The 17,585-nt window shown below is 60.2% G+C and carries 16 protein-coding genes; 9 read left to right on the forward strand and 7 right to left on the reverse strand.

Going from position 1 to position 17,585, the window contains the following annotated elements:
* Positions 1-9 precede the first annotated feature (9 nt).
* The 4 genes from M5C01_RS20590 to M5C01_RS20605 all read right to left on the reverse strand — a co-directional run bounded on the left by M5C01_RS20590 (position 10) and on the right by M5C01_RS20605 (position 4,755).
* Complete coding sequence (locus M5C01_RS20590; RefSeq protein WP_152740247.1) at positions 10-963, reverse strand: hypothetical protein; 954 nt, start codon at positions 961-963, stop codon at positions 10-12.
* A gap of 17 nt (positions 964-980) precedes the next feature.
* Complete coding sequence (locus M5C01_RS20595; RefSeq protein WP_152740248.1) at positions 981-2,696, reverse strand: proline--tRNA ligase; 1,716 nt, start codon at positions 2,694-2,696, stop codon at positions 981-983.
* 117 nt (positions 2,697-2,813) lie between these two features.
* Positions 2,814-4,358 carry an AmpG family muropeptide MFS transporter gene (locus M5C01_RS20600; protein ID WP_103498956.1) on the reverse strand — a complete coding sequence of 515 codons (1,545 nt, stop codon included), beginning with the start codon at positions 4,356-4,358 and terminating at the stop codon, positions 2,814-2,816.
* 43 nt (positions 4,359-4,401) lie between these two features.
* On the reverse strand, positions 4,402-4,755 hold the full coding sequence (locus M5C01_RS20605) for an MGMT family protein (protein WP_100938638.1): 354 nt from the start codon (positions 4,753-4,755) through the stop codon (positions 4,402-4,404).
* Between the two features lie 165 nt (positions 4,756-4,920).
* Here M5C01_RS20605 and M5C01_RS20610 point away from each other — a divergent pair, with 165 nt between their 5' ends.
* From M5C01_RS20610 to M5C01_RS20645, 8 genes are all read left to right on the forward strand, one after another.
* Positions 4,921-5,928 carry a DUF481 domain-containing protein gene (locus tag M5C01_RS20610; protein ID WP_152740249.1) on the forward strand — a complete coding sequence of 336 codons (1,008 nt, stop codon included), beginning with the start codon at positions 4,921-4,923 and terminating at the stop codon, positions 5,926-5,928.
* Between the two features lie 112 nt (positions 5,929-6,040).
* Positions 6,041-6,772, forward strand: coding sequence for a HugZ family protein (locus tag M5C01_RS20615; RefSeq protein ID WP_178129901.1), 732 nt, complete (start codon positions 6,041-6,043; stop codon positions 6,770-6,772).
* A gap of 65 nt (positions 6,773-6,837) precedes the next feature.
* Positions 6,838-7,305 carry an FxsA family protein gene (locus M5C01_RS20620; RefSeq protein WP_152740250.1) on the forward strand — a complete coding sequence of 156 codons (468 nt, stop codon included), beginning with the start codon at positions 6,838-6,840 and terminating at the stop codon, positions 7,303-7,305.
* A 250-nt stretch (positions 7,306-7,555) separates the two neighbouring features.
* Complete coding sequence (locus M5C01_RS20625; protein ID WP_152740251.1) at positions 7,556-7,849, forward strand: co-chaperone GroES; 294 nt, start codon at positions 7,556-7,558, stop codon at positions 7,847-7,849.
* Between the two features lie 49 nt (positions 7,850-7,898).
* Positions 7,899-9,545, forward strand: coding sequence for a chaperonin GroEL (gene groL, locus M5C01_RS20630; protein WP_152740252.1), 1,647 nt, complete (start codon positions 7,899-7,901; stop codon positions 9,543-9,545).
* Between the two features lie 168 nt (positions 9,546-9,713).
* On the forward strand, positions 9,714-10,397 hold the full coding sequence (gene colR / locus M5C01_RS20635; RefSeq protein WP_103498950.1) for a two-component system response regulator ColR: 684 nt from the start codon (positions 9,714-9,716) through the stop codon (positions 10,395-10,397).
* Positions 10,387-11,667: a HAMP domain-containing sensor histidine kinase gene (locus tag M5C01_RS20640; RefSeq protein ID WP_152740253.1), complete on the forward strand. Its 1,281-nt coding sequence runs from the start codon at positions 10,387-10,389 to the stop codon at positions 11,665-11,667. The genes colR and M5C01_RS20640 overlap by 11 nt, the downstream gene beginning before the upstream one ends.
* A gap of 176 nt (positions 11,668-11,843) precedes the next feature.
* Positions 11,844-12,068 (forward strand): hypothetical protein, encoded by a 225-nt coding sequence (locus M5C01_RS20645; RefSeq protein WP_152740254.1) that lies wholly within the window; start codon positions 11,844-11,846, stop codon positions 12,066-12,068.
* A 518-nt stretch (positions 12,069-12,586) separates the two neighbouring features.
* Here the strand turns inward: M5C01_RS20645 and fdxA are convergent.
* The 3 genes from fdxA to M5C01_RS20660 all read right to left on the reverse strand — a co-directional run bounded on the left by fdxA (position 12,587) and on the right by M5C01_RS20660 (position 16,594).
* The gene (fdxA, locus tag M5C01_RS20650; RefSeq protein ID WP_152740255.1) at positions 12,587-12,910 is read right to left on the reverse strand and encodes a ferredoxin FdxA; all 324 of its coding nucleotides are present in this window, start codon (positions 12,908-12,910) and stop codon (positions 12,587-12,589) included.
* 142 nt (positions 12,911-13,052) lie between these two features.
* Positions 13,053-15,632: a DNA mismatch repair protein MutS gene (gene mutS, locus M5C01_RS20655; RefSeq protein ID WP_152740256.1), complete on the reverse strand. Its 2,580-nt coding sequence runs from the start codon at positions 15,630-15,632 to the stop codon at positions 13,053-13,055.
* 227 nt (positions 15,633-15,859) lie between these two features.
* Positions 15,860-16,594, reverse strand: coding sequence for a carbonic anhydrase family protein (locus M5C01_RS20660; RefSeq protein WP_152740257.1), 735 nt, complete (start codon positions 16,592-16,594; stop codon positions 15,860-15,862).
* A gap of 215 nt (positions 16,595-16,809) precedes the next feature.
* Here M5C01_RS20660 and M5C01_RS20665 point away from each other — a divergent pair, with 215 nt between their 5' ends.
* The gene (locus M5C01_RS20665) at positions 16,810-17,553 is read left to right on the forward strand and encodes an XRE family transcriptional regulator (protein WP_103498945.1); all 744 of its coding nucleotides are present in this window, start codon (positions 16,810-16,812) and stop codon (positions 17,551-17,553) included.
* Positions 17,554-17,585: the final 32 nt, after the last annotated feature.

Raw genomic sequence — 17,585 nt, forward strand, 5'->3', positions numbered from 1 at the left:
TCGAACGCTTCAGTCGGCCGCGGGATCCGCCACCAGCCGCCCGGCTTTTTTGGTCAGGGTCTTGAGAAACTCACGCTGCAACTCGGGATCGTTGCGGGTCAGTTCGATCAGGCTCTGCTCCAGTTCGCTGGCTTCGTCCTCCAGCCCCAACTCCGACAGGCGCTTGACCCGATGCACCCATTGGTTGACGTCGTCACCCTCCAGGTCGTTGTAGATCAGGTCGTGGGCCTCCAGCAGCTTGCCGCGCAGCTTGCTGCTGATGGACAGGCTGGAGTCCGAGTGAATTTCACCCTGGGCATCTTCCACGCGGATCTGCAGGTTGCCGATGCGATACAGGTCCTGCTCGGCAAACGGGCTGTCCAGCAGGTTGAGGCGCAGCACGCCATTGCGGTCGGTGGTCAGCTCGGCGGTCTGTTTGCCGGCGACTACTTCCACCGGGCGTTCGGACCACGGCAGGCTCGAGTATTCCGTACGCTTGTCGCGCTGGATTTCCTCGACCCCGGCCAGGTTCTGCTGGGCACGGCCGCCGGACTCGACGTTCATGAACGGATTGAGGCCGTCGATGCCGTCCTTGAGCCAGCCATGGGTCATGCTGTCCGGCATATGACCGAGGGCAAAGATATTGGCCACATTGGCACCGGCGCCACCGATCAGGGCCAGGGCCCCGAGCGGCATTTCATAGACCTTGCGCCAGCCTTGATAAGGCGTGTAGCGATCATAGCGACGGGTAACATCGAATTCGGTGACTTCGAAGGTCTTCTGCTCGTGAATCCGCACGCGACGTTGCGGCAGCTCGAGAACCTTGGGGTCACCGACATCGATCTGCAGGCTGTGAGCGAGCAGTTTGCGCTCGACACGCTCTTCATGCTCGCTGCGTTGTGACATCTGGTTGGCGCAGCCGCTGACCAGCAGGGCGCCGCACAAGGCGGCGCCCCCGAGGGCTAAGGTACTTCGATTGAACATGGGCGCTCTATCTGGACTCAGCGACGGATACGGGCGTGAAGGAAGGACAGCACGTCGGCGACCGGCAGCGCGTGCGCCTCGGCCTCGGTGCGGCTCTTGTATTCCAGGTTGCCTTCGGCCAGGCCGCGGTCGCTGACCACGATCCGATGGGGAATGCCGATCAGTTCCATGTCGGCGAACTTGATGCCCGGGCTGGTTTTCTTGTCGCGGTCGTCCAGCAGCACTTCGAAGCCGGCGGCCGTCAATTCGGCGTAGAGCTTGTCGGTGGCTTCGCGAACCTGTTCGGTTTCATAGCGCAGCGGTACCAGGGCGATCTGGAACGGCGCCAGGGAGTCGCTCCAGATGATGCCGTTGGCGTCGTTGTTCTGCTCGATGGCGGCAGCGACCACGCGGGACACGCCAATACCGTAGCAGCCCATGGTCAGGGTCACCGGCTTGCCGTTTTCGCCCAGGACCTGGCACTTCATCGCTTCGCTGTACTTGGTGCCCAGCTGGAAGATGTGGCCGACTTCGATGCCGCGCTTGATCTCCAGGGTGCCCTTGCCGTCCGGGCTCGGATCGCCGGCCACGACGTTGCGCAGGTCGGCCACGGTCGGTACGGGCAGGTCGCGTTCCCAGTTGACGCCGAAGTAGTGCTTGTCGTCGATGTTGGCGCCGATACCGAAGTCGCTCATCAGCTCGACCGAACGGTCGATGATGATCGGCAGCGGCAGGTTCAACGGGCCGAGGGAGCCGGCACCGGCACCGATGGCGTCACGCAGTTCGGCATCGGAAGCCATGACCAGCGGGCTGGCAACGCCTGGCTGGTTGGCGGCCTTGATTTCGTTCAGCTCGTGATCGCCGCGGATGATCAGGGCAATCAGCTTGCCTTCTTCTTCGGCGTGGACGATCAGGGTCTTGACGGTCTTTTCGATTGCCAGGTTGTAGCCTTCGACCAGCTGCGCAATGGTTTTTGCATCAGGGGTGTCGACCAGGCGCAGGGCTTCGGTCGGCGCCGGGCGCGAGGTTTCGCGAGGCACGGCTTCGGCCTTCTCGATATTCGCCGCGTACTCGGAGCCGTTGCTGAAGACGATATCGTCTTCGCCGGACTCGGCCAGTACGTGGAACTCATGGGAGCCGGCGCCGCCGATGGAGCCGTTGTCCGCTTCCACCGGGCGGAACTTCAGGCCCAGGCGGGTAAAGACATTGCAGTACGCCTGGTGCATGCGGTCGTAGGTGATCTGCAGCGAGGCCTGGTCGACGTGGAAGGAGTAGGCGTCCTTCATGATGAATTCGCGACCGCGCATCAGGCCGAAGCGTGGGCGGATTTCGTCACGGAATTTGGTCTGGATCTGGTACAGGTTGATCGGCAGTTGCTTGTAGCTGCTCAGCTCGTTGCGGCACAGATCGGTGATCACTTCTTCGTGGGTAGGGCCGGCACAGAAGTCGCGGTCGTGGCGATCTTTCAGGCGCAGCAGCTCAGGGCCATATTGTTCCCAACGACCGGATTCCTGCCACAGTTCAGCCGGCTGGATGCCGGGCATCAGCACTTCCAGGGCGCCGGCCGCGTTCATTTCCTCGCGCACGATGGCTTCGACCTTGCGCATGACACGCAGGCCCATGGGCAGCCAGGTGTACAGGCCGGAAGCGAGTTTGCGGATCATCCCGGCGCGCAGCATCAACTGATGGCTGATCACGACCGCGTCGGAAGGCGTTTCTTTCTGTGTGGCGAGCAAATATTGACTGGTGCGCATGGTTGGCCGTTGTCGCTTGCTGATGACTGAAAATGACTGAGCATTGTACGGGTGTGATCCGGCGACGTACAGGCGTGTCGCCGCACCGCTCCGGGGGAGAGCGGTGCGGGCCTGTATTTACGGGGTTTCTTCGCCGACGGCGGTGGGTATCGCGCCTTCGCCACGGCTGGACTGATACCAGTGCAGGGCGATCAGGATCAGGGTCGGAATACCCATCACGGCGGTAATGATGAAGAACTTGTGGTAGCCGAACTTTTCCACCATCACCCCGGAATAACCGCCGATCAGGCGCGGCAGCAGGAGCATGATCGAACTGAGCAGGGCGTACTGGGTGGCGGAGAACTTCAGGTTGGTCAGGCTCGACAGGTAGGCGACGAAGGCCGAGGTCGCCAGGCCCGAACTGAAGTTGTCCAGGGAGATGGTGACGATCAGCATCTTCAGGTTCGGGCCCATATCGGCCAGCAGCATGAACAGCAGGTTGGTCGCCGCCGAGGCCGCGCCGCCGATGAACAGGATCGGCAGGATGCCGAAGCGCACGATCAGCAGGCCGCCCATGCCGGCCCCGACCAGGGTCATGATCAGGCCGAAGATCTTGCTGACCCCGGCGATCTGGTCCTTGGTAAAGCCCTGGTCGATATAGAACACGTTGGCCATCACGCCCATCACCGTGTCCGACATCCGATAGGTGGCGATCAGCCCCAGCAATAGCAGGGCCTGCCAGCGATAACGGACGATAAAGTCGTTGACCGGCGTCAGCACCGGCGCCAGGCCGCGACGGCCCATGCTCGACAGGCAGAGGGTGGTGAGGATGGTATAGAGGATAGCGCGCAGGAAGGCACGGTCTTCCAGCAGCAGGTCAAGCATGCTCCGGCCCTGGAACAGCACGCTGGCGAAATCGGTGTTGTAGAGCTGGGTAAACATCGCCGGTACCGAGACCAGCAGGACGATCAGCACGAAGACCGAGGACAGCTGGTGCACGAAGCTGTAGCGCCCGGCGGAGAGCTGGGTCCTTAGCGGCACTGGCGGTTCGCGCATGAAGAAGGTGGTGAGCAGCGCCGGAATCATCAGCAGGCCGAACAGCACGTAGGTGCCGGTCCAGGCCGAATGCTTGTAGCTGAAGCCGGTGGAACCGAAACCTTCGGCGATAAACAGCGCGCCGGCGGTGGCCAGCAGGGCGGCAACCCGATACCCCGACATATAGCTGGCAGCCAGGGCGGCCTGCTGGCTGTCGTTGGCGATTTCCAGGCGATAGGCGTCCACCGCGATGTCCTGGGTCGCGGAGGCGAAGGCCACGACAACAGCAATGGCGATCAGCCAGGACAGGTGTTTCTGCGGATCGCAGAAACCCATGCCGATCAACCCGAGGACGATCAGGATCTGCGCCAGCACCAACCAGGAACGGCGGCGCCCGAGTTTTCCGAGCAACGGCAGGCGCCATTGGTCGAGCAGCGGCGACCAGACCCATTTGAAGGCGTAGGCGAGGCCGATCAGGCTGGCATAACCGATGGTTTCACGGGCCACGCCGGCTTCACGCAGCCAGACGGAAAGCGTGGAAAACACCAACATATAAGGCAGACCGGCGGCGAAACCGAGCAGCAGGAGCACGAGTGTCGAGGGGCTGGCATAAGCGGCGAGCGCGGCGCGCCAGGTTTTACGGGGCATGGGCTGGAATCTGCCTCAGGTTAACGGAAACAAAGCGCGCACTCTAACCGCTGTGCTCTATCGGGCGCCAGCCATGGCGCTTGATATCGACACGATTGTTCAGGACCGTCAGGCCTTCAGTCCGCAGCCGGGCGCGTTGTTCGTCGCCGGAGGGGCTGCCGGCGGGCAGGCTGATCCGACCGCCGGCACCCAGCACCCGGTGCCAGGGCAGGCTCGTGTCGGCGGGCAACTGGCTCAAGGTCCGTCCGACAAAACGGGCGGCACGCCCCAGACCCGCCAGCTCGGCCAGTTGGCCATAGGTCACGACCCGGCCTTCGGGTACTTGCGCCAGGGTCAGGTAGAGGGCGGTGCGGCGCATCTGTGCAGGGCTTTCGCCGCCGCTGCTGTCGTCGGTCATTGAGGCAGTCCTGTTCGGGAATCTGGCTGCTTGTGTAGGTTATTTCTGTGAGTCATGGGTGATTATTGAACTAGGGTGTCGTTCAGTCGGTCACTCTTTGGTCAAGGTATTGCCCTGCGGGATAATGCCGGTTTTTTTCCGCAAACCCGAGTCCTCTCTCTGCTTATGTTATCCAGAACCCTGTTGTGCCTTGCTGTTCTCAGTGCCTCGACGCCGTTGCTGGCCGATACCGTCTGGTTGAAGAACGGTGATCGCCTGACGGGCAAGATCAGCCTGTTCGACGGCGGCAAGCTGTTGATCCAGACCGATTACGCCGGAGCGATCCCGGTGGACTGGAAGCAGGTCAAGACCCTGGAAAGCGACCAGGAGCTGCTGGTCAAGCAGGATGCCTACACGGGGGAGAAGGCCAAGTCCCTGAAAGCGGCGGCGGACGGCAAGGTGACGCTGGTCAACGGCGAGGCGCCGAAAACCGTCGATCTCGCGAGTATCAAGCAGATCGTCAAGCCCAAGCCGGTGATCGAGGACCTGGTGTGGAAGGGCAATGTCGACCTGGCCCTGGACTACAAACGGGCGGATCAGGACACCGACGACTACGACATCGGCTTCAAGACCACTGCCCGCCATGGCGCCTGGCGGCATAATGCCCAGGGTGAGTACAACCGCGAGTTCCAGAACAATATCGTGACCGCCAACAACTGGAACGTCGAGTATGCCCTGGACCGCTTTATCACCGAAAAGTGGTTCTGGCAGGGGCGCCTGACCTACAAGCGTGACTTCGTGGAAGAACTGTCGCGCCAACGCATCGTAGGTACCGGTCCTGGCTACCAGTTCTGGGACAATGAGCTGGGGGCGTTTTCCCTCGGTTCGCTGCTCAACAATACCGACTACGAGTACAGCAACGGCGACAAGAAGAACTTTTATTCGCTGGGGATGAAATGGGACTACAGCCGTAACCTGGTGGGCAAGACGGTGCAGTTCTTCACCAACGGCGAAGTGGGCAAGCCGTTGAGCGGGCCTTCGGAGTATTCCCTCGACGCCCAGATGGGCCTGCGCTACAAAGTGACCGAGTGGGCTTCGCTGAACCTCAAGGCCGAGCGCAATGTGGTCCAGGGCGATGCGGAAACCAGCCTGAACAAGACCCGCTACACGGCCGGCTTCGGCGTCGTCTGGTAATCGCACCGCTTCCCCGACCCTGGCCTCCGTCACAGATAACGTTTATTTTATCATTGATTTTCATTCGCAAGTCCAAGGGCTTGCCGACGGTTTCTGACGAGGAGTCATAAAGGTGAGTACTGAAGTTGCCAAGAACGCCCGTGAGCTGCTGCTCAAGGAGTACCGGGGGGTGTTGTCCACGCACTCCAAGGCCATGCCCGGTTTCCCGTTTGGCTCCGTGGTGCCTTACTGCCTTGACGACCAGGGTCGGGCGTTGATCCTGATCAGCCGGATCGCCCAGCATACCCATAACCTGCAGAAGGACCCCAAGTGTTCCCTGCTGGTGGGCGAGCGCGAAGCCGAAGACGTGCAGGCGGTCGGTCGCCTGACCTACCTGGCCGAGGCCGAAAAGCTCAGCGATCCCGAGGCGATCGAGGCAGCGGCCGAGCGTTACTATCGCTACTTCCCGGATTCGCGGAACTACCATCAGGCCCACGATTTCGACTTCTGGGTCCTCAACCCGGTGCGGCACCGCTATATCGGTGGTTTCGGCGCGATTCACTGGCTGGATCAGGTCACCTTGGCGAACCCCTTCGCCGGCAAGACCGAGATCAGCATGGTCGAACACATGAACAGCGACCACGCCAAGGCCATCGCCCACTACGTCGCCCTGGCCGGCCTGCCGGATACAGTGCCTGCGCAACTGGCGGGTATCGACACCGAAGGCATGCACCTGCGCATTGGCCAGGCGCTGTACTGGCTGCCCTTCGAAACGCCTTGCAACACGCCGACACAAGTTCGCGAAGCCTTGGTTTCCCTGGCTCACGCCGAGCATTGGCCAAAAAAGGAAGCCGCTTCAGCTTGAATTCACAACCTGTCGACGTCATCTCAGGTTAAGTGGAAGGCATTCTTCCGTAGAGGAATCATTTGATGCGCGCTTTTTTATTGCTCTTGTTTCCGGTGTTAGAGCTGTATGTGTTTTTCCAGGTCAGTACCGCGATCGGGTTTTTCCCGGCCCTGGCGCTGATCATTCTCGGCTCGATGCTGGGTGTGCTGGTCCTGCGGGTTGCAGGGATCGCCACGGCGTTGCGGGCGCGGGAAAGTCTCAACCGCGGCGAGTTGCCGGCGCAGACCATGCTCGAGGGTCTGATGCTGGCCCTGGGCGGTGGCCTGCTGCTGCTGCCGGGGTTTATCAGCGATATTATCGGCCTGGTCCTGTTGTTGCCCATGACCCGCCGCCTGTTGGCCGACCGCATGCGTCGGCGCGTCGAAGAGCAGGCATTGCGTCAGCGGGCCTTTGCCGACGATCTGCAGCCCCGTGGTCCGTCGGGATCGGCGCCGGCCGCCAGCCGGCAGCCCCAGGTCATCGAAGGCGAGTTCGAACACCGCGATTCCTGATCGTCAGCACAACGACACGGCACCTTCGGGTGCCGTGTTGGTTTTCGGCACCATAAGGTAAAAAAAACGTCACCTCGCCCTTGAAATTACCTTTGGTGACCTTATGTAACGGTCACCGCAAGGTTTTGGCGAAAATCGCCAGACAGTCTTTCGCGGTTCGCTTGGCGAGCCGCAACCGGCAACGCCGGATTTGCTAAACCGGTCGGTATCGACATCGACCCTTGAAAACCATAATTAGGAGAGATCGACAATGAAGCTTCGTCCTCTGCATGACCGCGTCGTCATCCGTCGCAGCGAAGAAGAGAAAAAAACCGCCGGCGGTATCGTGCTGCCAGGTTCGGCTGCCGAGAAAGCCAACCACGGTGAAATTCTCGCTGTAGGTACCGGCCGCGTGCTGGACAACGGTGAAGTCCGTGCGCTGGCCGTGAAAGTGGGTGACAAGGTGGTATTCGGCCCTTACTCCGGCAGCAACACTGTGAAAGTAGACGGCGAAGACCTGCTGGTAATGGCCGAGAACGAGATTCTCGCTGTTATCGAAGGCTGATTCCCGCTCATTTTTCCCGTTACGACAAAGTATTCAAGGAATTACGATCATGGCTGCTAAAGAAGTTCTGTTTGGCGACTCCGCCCGCAAAAAAATGCTCAAAGGCGTCAACGTCCTGGCTGACGCGGTAAAAGCGACCCTGGGCCCGAAAGGCCGTAATGTGATCATCGAGAAGAGCTTCGGCGCTCCGACCATCACCAAGGACGGCGTTTCCGTTGCCAAGGAAATCGAGCTGGAAGACCGTTTCGAAAACATGGGCGCGCAACTGGTCAAGGACGTTGCTTCCCGTGCCAACGATGACGCTGGCGACGGCACCACCACCGCCACCGTACTGGCTCAGTCGATCGTCAACGAAGGGCTGAAGGCTGTCGCTGCCGGCATGAACCCGATGGACCTCAAGCGCGGTATCGACAAGGCGACCATCGCCATCGTCAAAGAGCTCAAAGCCCTGTCCAAGCCTTGCGCCGACACCAAGGCCATCGCTCAGGTCGGCACCATCTCCGCCAACTCCGACAGCTCCATCGGCGACATCATTGCCGAAGCCATGGAAAAAGTCGGTAAAGAAGGCGTGATCACCGTTGAAGAAGGCTCGGGCCTGGAAAACGAACTGTCGGTTGTAGAAGGCATGCAGTTCGACCGTGGCTACCTGTCCCCGTACTTCGTCAACAAGCCGGAAACCATGGTCGCCGAGCTGGACGGCCCGCTGATCCTGCTGGTCGACAAAAAAATCTCCAACATCCGCGAAATGCTGCCAGTACTGGAAGCCGTTGCCAAAGCCGGCCGTCCACTGCTGATCGTGGCCGAAGACGTTGAAGGCGAAGCCCTGGCGACCCTGGTTGTGAACAACATGCGCGGTATCGTCAAGGTCGCTGCCGTCAAGGCACCGGGCTTCGGTGATCGTCGCAAGGCGATGCTGCAGGATATCGCTGTCCTGACTGGCGGTACCGTGATCTCCGAAGAGATCGGCCTGAGTCTGGAAAGCACCACCCTGGACCACCTGGGCAGCGCCAAGCGCGTGACCCTGTCCAAGGAAGCCACCATCATCGTCGACGGTGCTGGCGTACAAGGCGACATCGAAGCCCGTATCGCTCAGATCCGTGCCCAGGTTGCCGATACTTCCTCCGACTACGACCGTGAAAAACTGCAAGAGCGTCTGGCCAAGCTGTCCGGCGGCGTTGCAGTGATCAAGGTCGGCGCTGGTTCCGAAGTTGAAATGAAAGAGAAGAAAGCCCGCGTTGAAGACGCCCTGCACGCGACCCGTGCAGCCGTTGAAGAAGGCGTGGTCCCTGGCGGTGGCGTTGCCCTGATCCGTGCCCTGGAAGCACTGACCGAACTGACCGGCGACAACGCCGACCAGAACGTGGGTATCTCCGTGCTGCGTCGCGCCGTTGAATCGCCGATGCGCCAGATTGCCGCCAACAGCGGTGATGAGCCAAGTGTCGTGGTCAATGCAGTCAAGAACGGCAAAGGCAACTTCGGTTACAACGCTGCTACCGGCGAGTACGGCGACATGATCGAAATGGGCATCCTGGACCCTACCAAGGTAACCCGTTCGGCGCTGCAGGCAGCTGCTTCCATTGCTGGTCTGCTGCTGACCACCGATGTTGCGATTGCCGATGCACCGAAGAAAGAAGGTGCAGCTGGCGGCGGTATGCCAGACATGGGCGGCATGGGTGGTATGGGCGGCATGATGTAAGTCGGCCCCACCTGCTACAAAGAAACCCCGCCTTGTGCGGGGTTTCTTTTTTTCGGCGAGTCATGGGCGCAGCGACTGCTTTTATCGCGCGGCTTGTCGCTGCCACAGGCTTGCCCTTAAGCTGCGCGGGCCAAGACATGGCCGTTACCGCGTACGGAGAGAGTACCCATGCGAATTCTACTGGTTGAAGACAACCGCGATATCCTCGCCAACCTGGCTGATTACCTGGGGCTTAAAGGCTATACCGTGGACTGTGCGCAGGACGGCTTGTCGGGCCTGCACCTGGCTGCCACCGAACATTACGACCTGATCGTGCTGGATATCATGTTGCCGGGTATCGATGGTTTCACCCTGTGCAAGCGCCTGCGTGAAGATGCCCGGCGCGACACCCCGGTGATCATGCTCACCGCCCGCGATCAACTGGATGATCGTCTGCAAGGTTTCAAGTCCGGTGCCGACGACTACCTGCTCAAGCCGTTCGCCCTGTCGGAACTGGCTGCGCGGATCGAAGCAGTCCTGCGCCGGGCCCAGGGCGGCGGACGCCGGGCCTTGCAGGTCGGTGAGCTGAGCTACGACCTCGATACCCTGGAAGTGACCCGCGAAGGGCGTCTGCTCAAGCTCAACCCGGTGGGCTTGAAGCTGCTGGCGGTGCTGATGCAGAAAAGCCCCCATGTACTGCGTCGCGAAGTCCTCGAGGAAGCCCTGTGGGGCGACGATTGCCCGGACAGCGACAGCTTGCGCAGTCACGTCCACCAATTGCGCCAGGTGATCGACAAGCCTTTCGAAAAGCCTTTGCTGCATACCGTACATGGCGTCGGCTATCGCCTGGCCGAAGGCCGCGATGGAGTTTAAACAGAGCCTTGCCCAACGCATCATCATCGCCTTTGCGCTGATGAGCGCCCTGGTGGCGGGGACCTTTGCCATAGGCATCGTGGCGACGGTTCACCTGGTTGAGGAAAGGCTGATTTCCGCGGGCCTGGGAGGCGATCTCCAGCGTCTGTTGCTGATGGACAGTGTCAATGACTGGAGCCATCGACCCGAGCCCGATCAACTGTTCTATTTCAGCGGCGGTCCGGGGGATTTCGCCTTGCCCAGGGATCTGCGTCATCTGGACGCCGGGTTCCACGAGGTGTTTCGCGACCAACTGTCCTACCACGCCATGGTCGAGGTGGTCGACGGTCGGCGTTACGTGTTGTTGCAGGACCAGAGTGACTTCGAAGAGCGTGAGCGGGTATTGTTTGCCGTGGTGCTGGTGGGATTTGTCCTGGCCCTGGCCCTGGCCGTGTTTCTCGGCTGGATTCTCGCCCGGCGGGTGATGGCGCCAGTGGTACGCCTGGCCCGCCAGGTGCGTCATCGTGATCAGTTACTCGGGCTGGCACCGTCCCTGGCGCCGGATTACGCCGCTGACGAAGTGGGTGAACTGGCGGTGGCGTTCGACGCCACCCTCGGCCGGCTGCGCGACGCCCTGACTCGCGAGCGCCTGTTCACCAGCGATGTCAGTCATGAACTGCGTACGCCGCTGATGGTATTGGCGACCTCCTGTGAGCTGTTGCTGGAAAACCCGGCCATTGACCAGCGCGGACGCAATCAGGTCGAGCGCATTGCCCGGGCCTGCGAGGAAATGCGCGAGCTGGTGCAGACCTTCCTGATGCTCGCCCGGGCCCAGCGTGAGGACGCCAGCATGTCGCCGCAGGTCTCCCTGAGTCGGGTGGCGGATGACTTGATCGGATTGTGGCGTGCACCGATTGAAGAGAAGGGCCTGAGGCTGATCGTCGATCCCGGCAATCCTCCGGATACCCGCTATAACGCCACCTTCCTCCACGCCGTAATGGGTAACCTGCTGCGCAATGCCTTGCACTACACCGACCAGGGCTTTATCCGCCTGAGCCTGGAGCCGGCCGGGTTCGTGGTGGAAGACAGCGGCGTGGGGATTCCGGAAGAGAAGCGCGAAGCCATGTTCCAGCCCTTCGTACGCGGTAACGAAAAACGCGGTGAAGGCCTTGGGCTGGGCTTGTCTCTGGTCCAGCGGATCTGCGAAAACCAGGGTTGGCATGTCAGCCTGACCACCATGACACCCAATGGCTGCCGCTTTCATGTTGACCTGGGCGGGCCTGATACATGACCGGAAACGAAATGTTCACCTGGGAAAGGCCCGTCTTTGGCGCCCGGAAATACGCCAAGACGCGGCGGATGATCTCAAAAAGCTACGACACCACTCGTCGTTGAGTGCCACGGCACAGGGAAAACTGAGCTATTTTGAGGATAGATGTTCAGCAATACCATCAAAGGCTTATGGTAATGAAGTTAGAAGTCGCTCGAGGTTTGTTTCTGGTCAGTGCGCTGGCTGTGACTTCCCTGGCCCTGGTGGTCTGGGAGCAGCCCGGTCCTGAGGTGCTGACTGCCGCGGCCGGTACCGGACATTGTCCTATGCCCCGTGTTGCCAAGGCGGCCGATGCCAAACCCGACCACGATCTGCTGTTGTTCATGTTCGGCCTTTCCCAAGGGCTCAAGCCGCAGAGTTGAAGTCGTCCTGTCTGTCTCCCAGGCCTCGCATTGATCGAGGCCTTTTTTATGTGCGCCGTTTGCTTCATTCAGCACCCGCTTTTGGACGCTGCGGGCCAGGATTGGATCCAGAAGTTCTGTTTTACCTGCCTGGGCGTGTAAGCCATTGCTTACATCTTGCGTAAGCGATCGAGGATAATTTGCCGTCTCGATTACTGAGTGTTTTTCTTAACTAATTGAAATATATGGTTTTTAAGTGTTTTTAATGGATCCAATCCTGAAGAGATGGCACTTTGGATCCTGTTGCAGCGACTCAGAAAGTCTTTAATATCGCCCCTGTGTCGACGGATAGACACGGCGATCAAGGACAGATTGCTGGAAGGAACATCGCGGGATGCGATTCATCAGGACGATGAAAGGGAAAAAAGGGACTAGGGAAAAAATGTGGGCGGGTCACACCGCCCCTTTTTTTTGCCTGTAGAAAAGTGAAGGCACAAAAAAAGGCCCGCAGGGGGGCCTTTTCGTCGAGCGCGGTGCAATCAGCGTTCGAGGTGCTTGATCTTGCCTTTTTTGCCATCCCACTCTTCAGCGTCCGGCAGTGATTCTTTCTTCTCAGTGATGTTGGGCCAGATCTCGGCCAGATCAACGTTCAACTGAATGAACTCCTTCATATCCTCCGGGACTTCATCCTCGGAGAAAATAGCCACAGCAGGGCATTCCGGCTCGCAAAGCGCGCAGTCGATGCACTCATCCGGGTGAATGACCAGGAAGTTCGGGCCTTCGTAAAAGCAGTCCACCGGACAGACTTCTACGCAGTCGGTGTACTTGCACTTGATGCAGTTGTCGGTGACGACGAAGGTCATTTCTAGTTCTCTCCTCAGGCGGCGGCAGCGAAACCCTATCAGAATGGGCTCGCCAGGTCTGGGAGCGATAGTCTGCGAACCAGGCTAATAGTTCGCAGCATCCCAAACCGCGCGAGATTCTAGCAGCTTGTAGTCCGCTGCGTTAGATCCGTGTCTTCATTGTATAGAGCATTTCCAATGCACGCCGTGGCGTCAGGTCGTCGAGGTTGAGCTTGGCCAGTTCATCCAGCACCGGATGGGGCAGGCTGGCGAACATATCGCTTTGCATTGGAGCGGCTGGTTTTCCTGGTTTGGCGACCGGCTGCTCGTGGGGCAGGCTGGTGGTCTCCAGGCGACTCAGGTGCTCGCGGGCACGGGTGATCACATTGCTCGGCACGCCGGCCAGCTGTGCCACCGCCAGGCCGTAGCTCTGGCTGGCCGGGCCGGGCAGTACGTGGTGGAGGAAGACGATGCGTTCATTGTGCTCGGTGGCATTGAGATGCACGTTGGCCACCAATGGCTCGTTTTCCGGCAGCACGGTCAGTTCGAAGTAGTGGGTGGCGAACAGGGTGTAGGCCCGCAGTTGCGCGAGGCGTTCCGCCGCTGCCCAGGCCAGGGACAGGCCGTCGAAGGTGCTGGTACCGCGCCCGACTTCGTCCATCAGCACCAGGCTGCGCTCGGTGGCGTTGTGCAGGATGTTGGCGGTTTCGCTCATTTCCACCATGAAGGTCGAGCGTCCTCCGGCCAGGTCGTCACTGGAACCGATCCGGGTGAAGATCCGATCCACCAGGGACAACTCGCAGCTGGCTGCCGGCACGAAGCTGCCGATATGGGCCAGCAGCACGATCAGCGCGGTCTGGCGCATGTAGGTGGATTTACCGCCCATGTTAGGACCGGTGATCACCAGCATGCGGGTATTGTCATCGAGCGCCAGGTCATTGGCTACGAACGGTGTGGTCAGCACCTGCTCGACCACCGGGTGGCGTCCCTGGCTGATGCGCATGCACGGTTCGTCGACAAAGCGCGGGCAATTCAGGTCCAGGTTCAGTGCGCGTTCGGCGAGGTTGCTCAGCACATCCAGCTCGGCCAGGGCCGCGGCGGTGTCCTGCAGCGGCGGCAGTTCGCCAATCAAGGTTTCGAGCAAGGCTTCGTAGAGCATCTTCTCCCGGGCCAGGGCGCGGCTCTTGGCCGACAAGGCCTTGTCCTCGAATTCCTTGAGTTCCGGGGTGATAAAGCGCTCGGCGCCCTTGAGGGTCTGGCGCCGGATGTAGTCTGCCGGTGCCGACTCGGCCTGCTTGCTCGGCAACTCGATGAAATATCCGTGGACCCGGTTATAGCCGACCTTGAGGTTGGCCAGGCCCGTGCGGGCTTTTTCCCGGGCTTCCAGGTCGATCAGGAACTGCCCGGCGTTTTCGCTCAGCGACAACAGTTCGTCCAGTTCGGTGTCGTAGCCGGTTTTCAGGACGCCGCCGTCGCGGATGATCGCCGGCGGATTATCGATGATGGCGCGCTCCAGCAGGATCGCCAGCTCCGGGTAGGTCTTGGTGGTGACGGCCAGTTGCTTGAGGTGCGGGGCGTCCAGTTCGAGCATCGCATCCTGCAACTGCGGCAGGGCGCCGAGGGCATCGCGCAGGCGCGCCAGGTCGCGAGGCCGGGCGTTGCGCAGGCCGATCCGCGCAAGGATCCGCTCGATGTCACCGATCTCCTTGAGCTGCGGTTGCAGCTTTTCGAAGCGGTAGCTTTCCAGCAGGCAGGTGATGGAGCTCTGGCGTGCCTGCAAGACACGCAGGTCGCGTAGCGGGCGGTTCAACCAACGGGTCAGCAGGCGGCTGCCCATGGCGGTCTGGCAACGGTCGACCACCGATTGCAGGGTGTTTTCGCGGCCACCGGCAAGGTTGGTGTCCAGTTCCAGGTTACGGCGGCTGGCGCCGTCGAGCACCACGGTGTCGTCCAGGCGTTCATGGCGCAGGCTGCGCAAGTGCGGCAGGGCGGTGCGCTGGGTTTCCTTGGCGTAACTGAGCAGGCAGCCGGCGGCGCCGATGGCCAGGGTCAGGGTTTCGCAGCCGAAGCCTTTCAGATCCTGTACGGAAAATTGTTGGCAGAGACTTTTGAGCGCGGAGTCCCGTTCGAAGTCCCACGGCGCACGACGACGTGTCCCACGACGCTTTTCCGCAGGCAGGCCCTGTGGCCAGTCATCCGGGATCATCAGCTCGACCGGGTTGATCCGCTCCAGCTCCGACAGCAGGTTTTCCCAGCCCTTGATTTCGAGGACGGTGAAGTTGCCGCTGGTGATATCCAGCACGGCCAGGCCGAACAGACGTTCATCACCCAGTACCGCGGCAATCAGGTTGTCGCGGCGCTCATCGAGCAGGGCTTCGTCACTGACGGTGCCGGGGGTGATGATCCGCACCACCTGCCGTTCGACCGGCCCCTTGCTGGTGGCCGGATCGCCGATCTGTTCGCAGATCACCACTGATTCGCCGAGCTTCACCAGCTTGACGAGATAACCTTCGAGGGAATGGTAAGGAATCCCACACATCGGAATCGCCTGCCCGGCTGATTGCCCACGGGCGGTGAGGGTGATATCGAGCAGCTTGGCGGCCTTCTTCGCGTCTTCATAGAAGATCTCGTAGAAGTCGCCCATGCGGTAGAACATCAGCTGGTCGGGATGCTGGTTCTTCAGGCGCCAGTATTGCTGCATCATCGGGGTGTGGGAGGACAGATCGGGGCTATTTTTACTCATCGGATACTTAGGCGGATTCGTTTTGAGTGGAGTGCGAAGTCGAGCGCCTGGCGCGGGACTTTTTCGATGGGGGCAAGGTTAACACGGCAGGTTGGATGTCCGCTGGTATGGCCTTTTGCAGCCTATCCGGACAGGGAGGAGTCAGACTTTTTTCCTGTTTCGATGGCGGACCGGCTACGTCGCTGTTATCCGCGCGGCCCGCGGGCTTGTTCAGCTGTCGTCGACATTCAATCGCTGGACTCGATAACCCTCGAGTTCAACGGTTGGACAGGCCGTGCATTCATCCGGTACAGCTTCTGAAAGGCGGCGATCTGTTCATGAGACAGCTCGACCGGTGTCTTCAGGACCAGCCAGGTAACACCTGTGCTGCAAGGCGGTGTGGTCAACGAGCCTTGGTATTTGTAATAGCTGCCTTGAGAGGGGAGGACGCTGGCGGGATTGAAGGCCACAACTTCCGTGATTTTGCCCACATCCGGCAGCGTGTTGAAAACAGCTTCCAGGTTCTGGTTTTTTCTTCCCTCCTTGAACAGGACCGCCACGACAACAATCTGTCCGTCTTCAGAGTTGTGGACAAAGTGCGCGTCCATCGGAAAGGACTTGCCGTCTATTTCCTCTTCACTCGGGGTATGGAAGTGAAACTGCCTGAGTTCGAAGTCTTCATTGTCAAAGCGCAGCAGGCTGCCGGGGGCGACATTGATTTGAATCGTATGCCCGTTGTTGGTGATTTCTGCGGCTTGAGGGATGTACTGGAACGACAGGCCAGGGAGTTTCGAACTTTTCGCATGGTGGGTTTCAATATTGACCGGTGACTGTTCCTTGCTGGTGCTGCAACTGATGTAGTCCGGATCCACCTGACCCCAGTGGGTGGGGCCGACATTCCCCTCGTAACCCCAGGAGGCGGCGTGGCTGTTCAACGACAGGATGGCAAGTATCACGGATACGGCCACTTTGGAGGTGTTCATGATGGTGGGTCTCGAGCAATGTCGAGACCCGAGCTTAAGATTCGGAAAAGTAAGTAACTACTGTCAGAAATGACAGTTTTTAATACGGATTTGCGATAGAGCTGATCGCTATTGGGCGGAAATAAAGCTCCCATTGCCCTTGGCCGCCTCTGTGCGACTGCCTATGCATAAAATATGCAAATCAGCATTTGCCATTCCCGAAAAGCGCAAGCAATATGCGCATTATGCAAATACGCAACGTTTCTACCGTCCTACGAGCACTGCTCGACCGACACGGGATCTCCCCTACGGAGCTTCACCGTCGTACCGGCGTGCCCCAATCCACCCTGTCGCGGATCCTCAGCGGGAAGATCGTCGATCCTTCGGACAAGCACATCTCGAAGGTCGCCGAGTACTTCGGCATCAGCACCGACCAACTGCGCGGACGCGCACCGGTTGCCGTTGCCCGGGATCAGGAGCAGGGCACGCCGCACTCCGAACTCAAGGATATAAGCCTGTGGGACGACGACACGCCCGTCGATGAAGACGAAGTGTCCGTCCCCTTTCTTCGCGAGGTTGAATTGGCTGCTGGATCAGGAAGATTCGTCATAGAAGAAAGCGAGAAGGCCAGCCTGCGTTTCGGTAAGCGCAGCCTGCGCCACAATGGCGTGCAGTTCGACCAGGCCAAATGCGTGACCGTGCGCGGCAACAGCATGTTACCGGTGCTGCGCGACGGCGCCACGGTCGGGGTCAACGCCGGCAAAAGCGCCATAGGCGATATCGTCGACGGCGACCTTTACGCCATCAACCACAACGGACAGCTGCGGGTGAAGCAGCTTTATCGCCTGCCGACCGGGATCCGCCTGCGTAGCTTCAACCGCGACGAGCATCCGGATGAGGACTACAGCTTCCAGGAGATCCAGGAAGAGCAGATCACCATCCTTGGTCACGTCTTCTGGTGGGGCATGTACGCCCGCTAAGCACTTCTGATTGAGAAAAAACCCACAGCTAT

The organism is Pseudomonas sp. MWU12-2319 (genome assembly GCF_023242525.1).
GTDB lineage: Bacteria > Pseudomonadota > Gammaproteobacteria > Pseudomonadales > Pseudomonadaceae > Aquipseudomonas > Aquipseudomonas gingeri_D.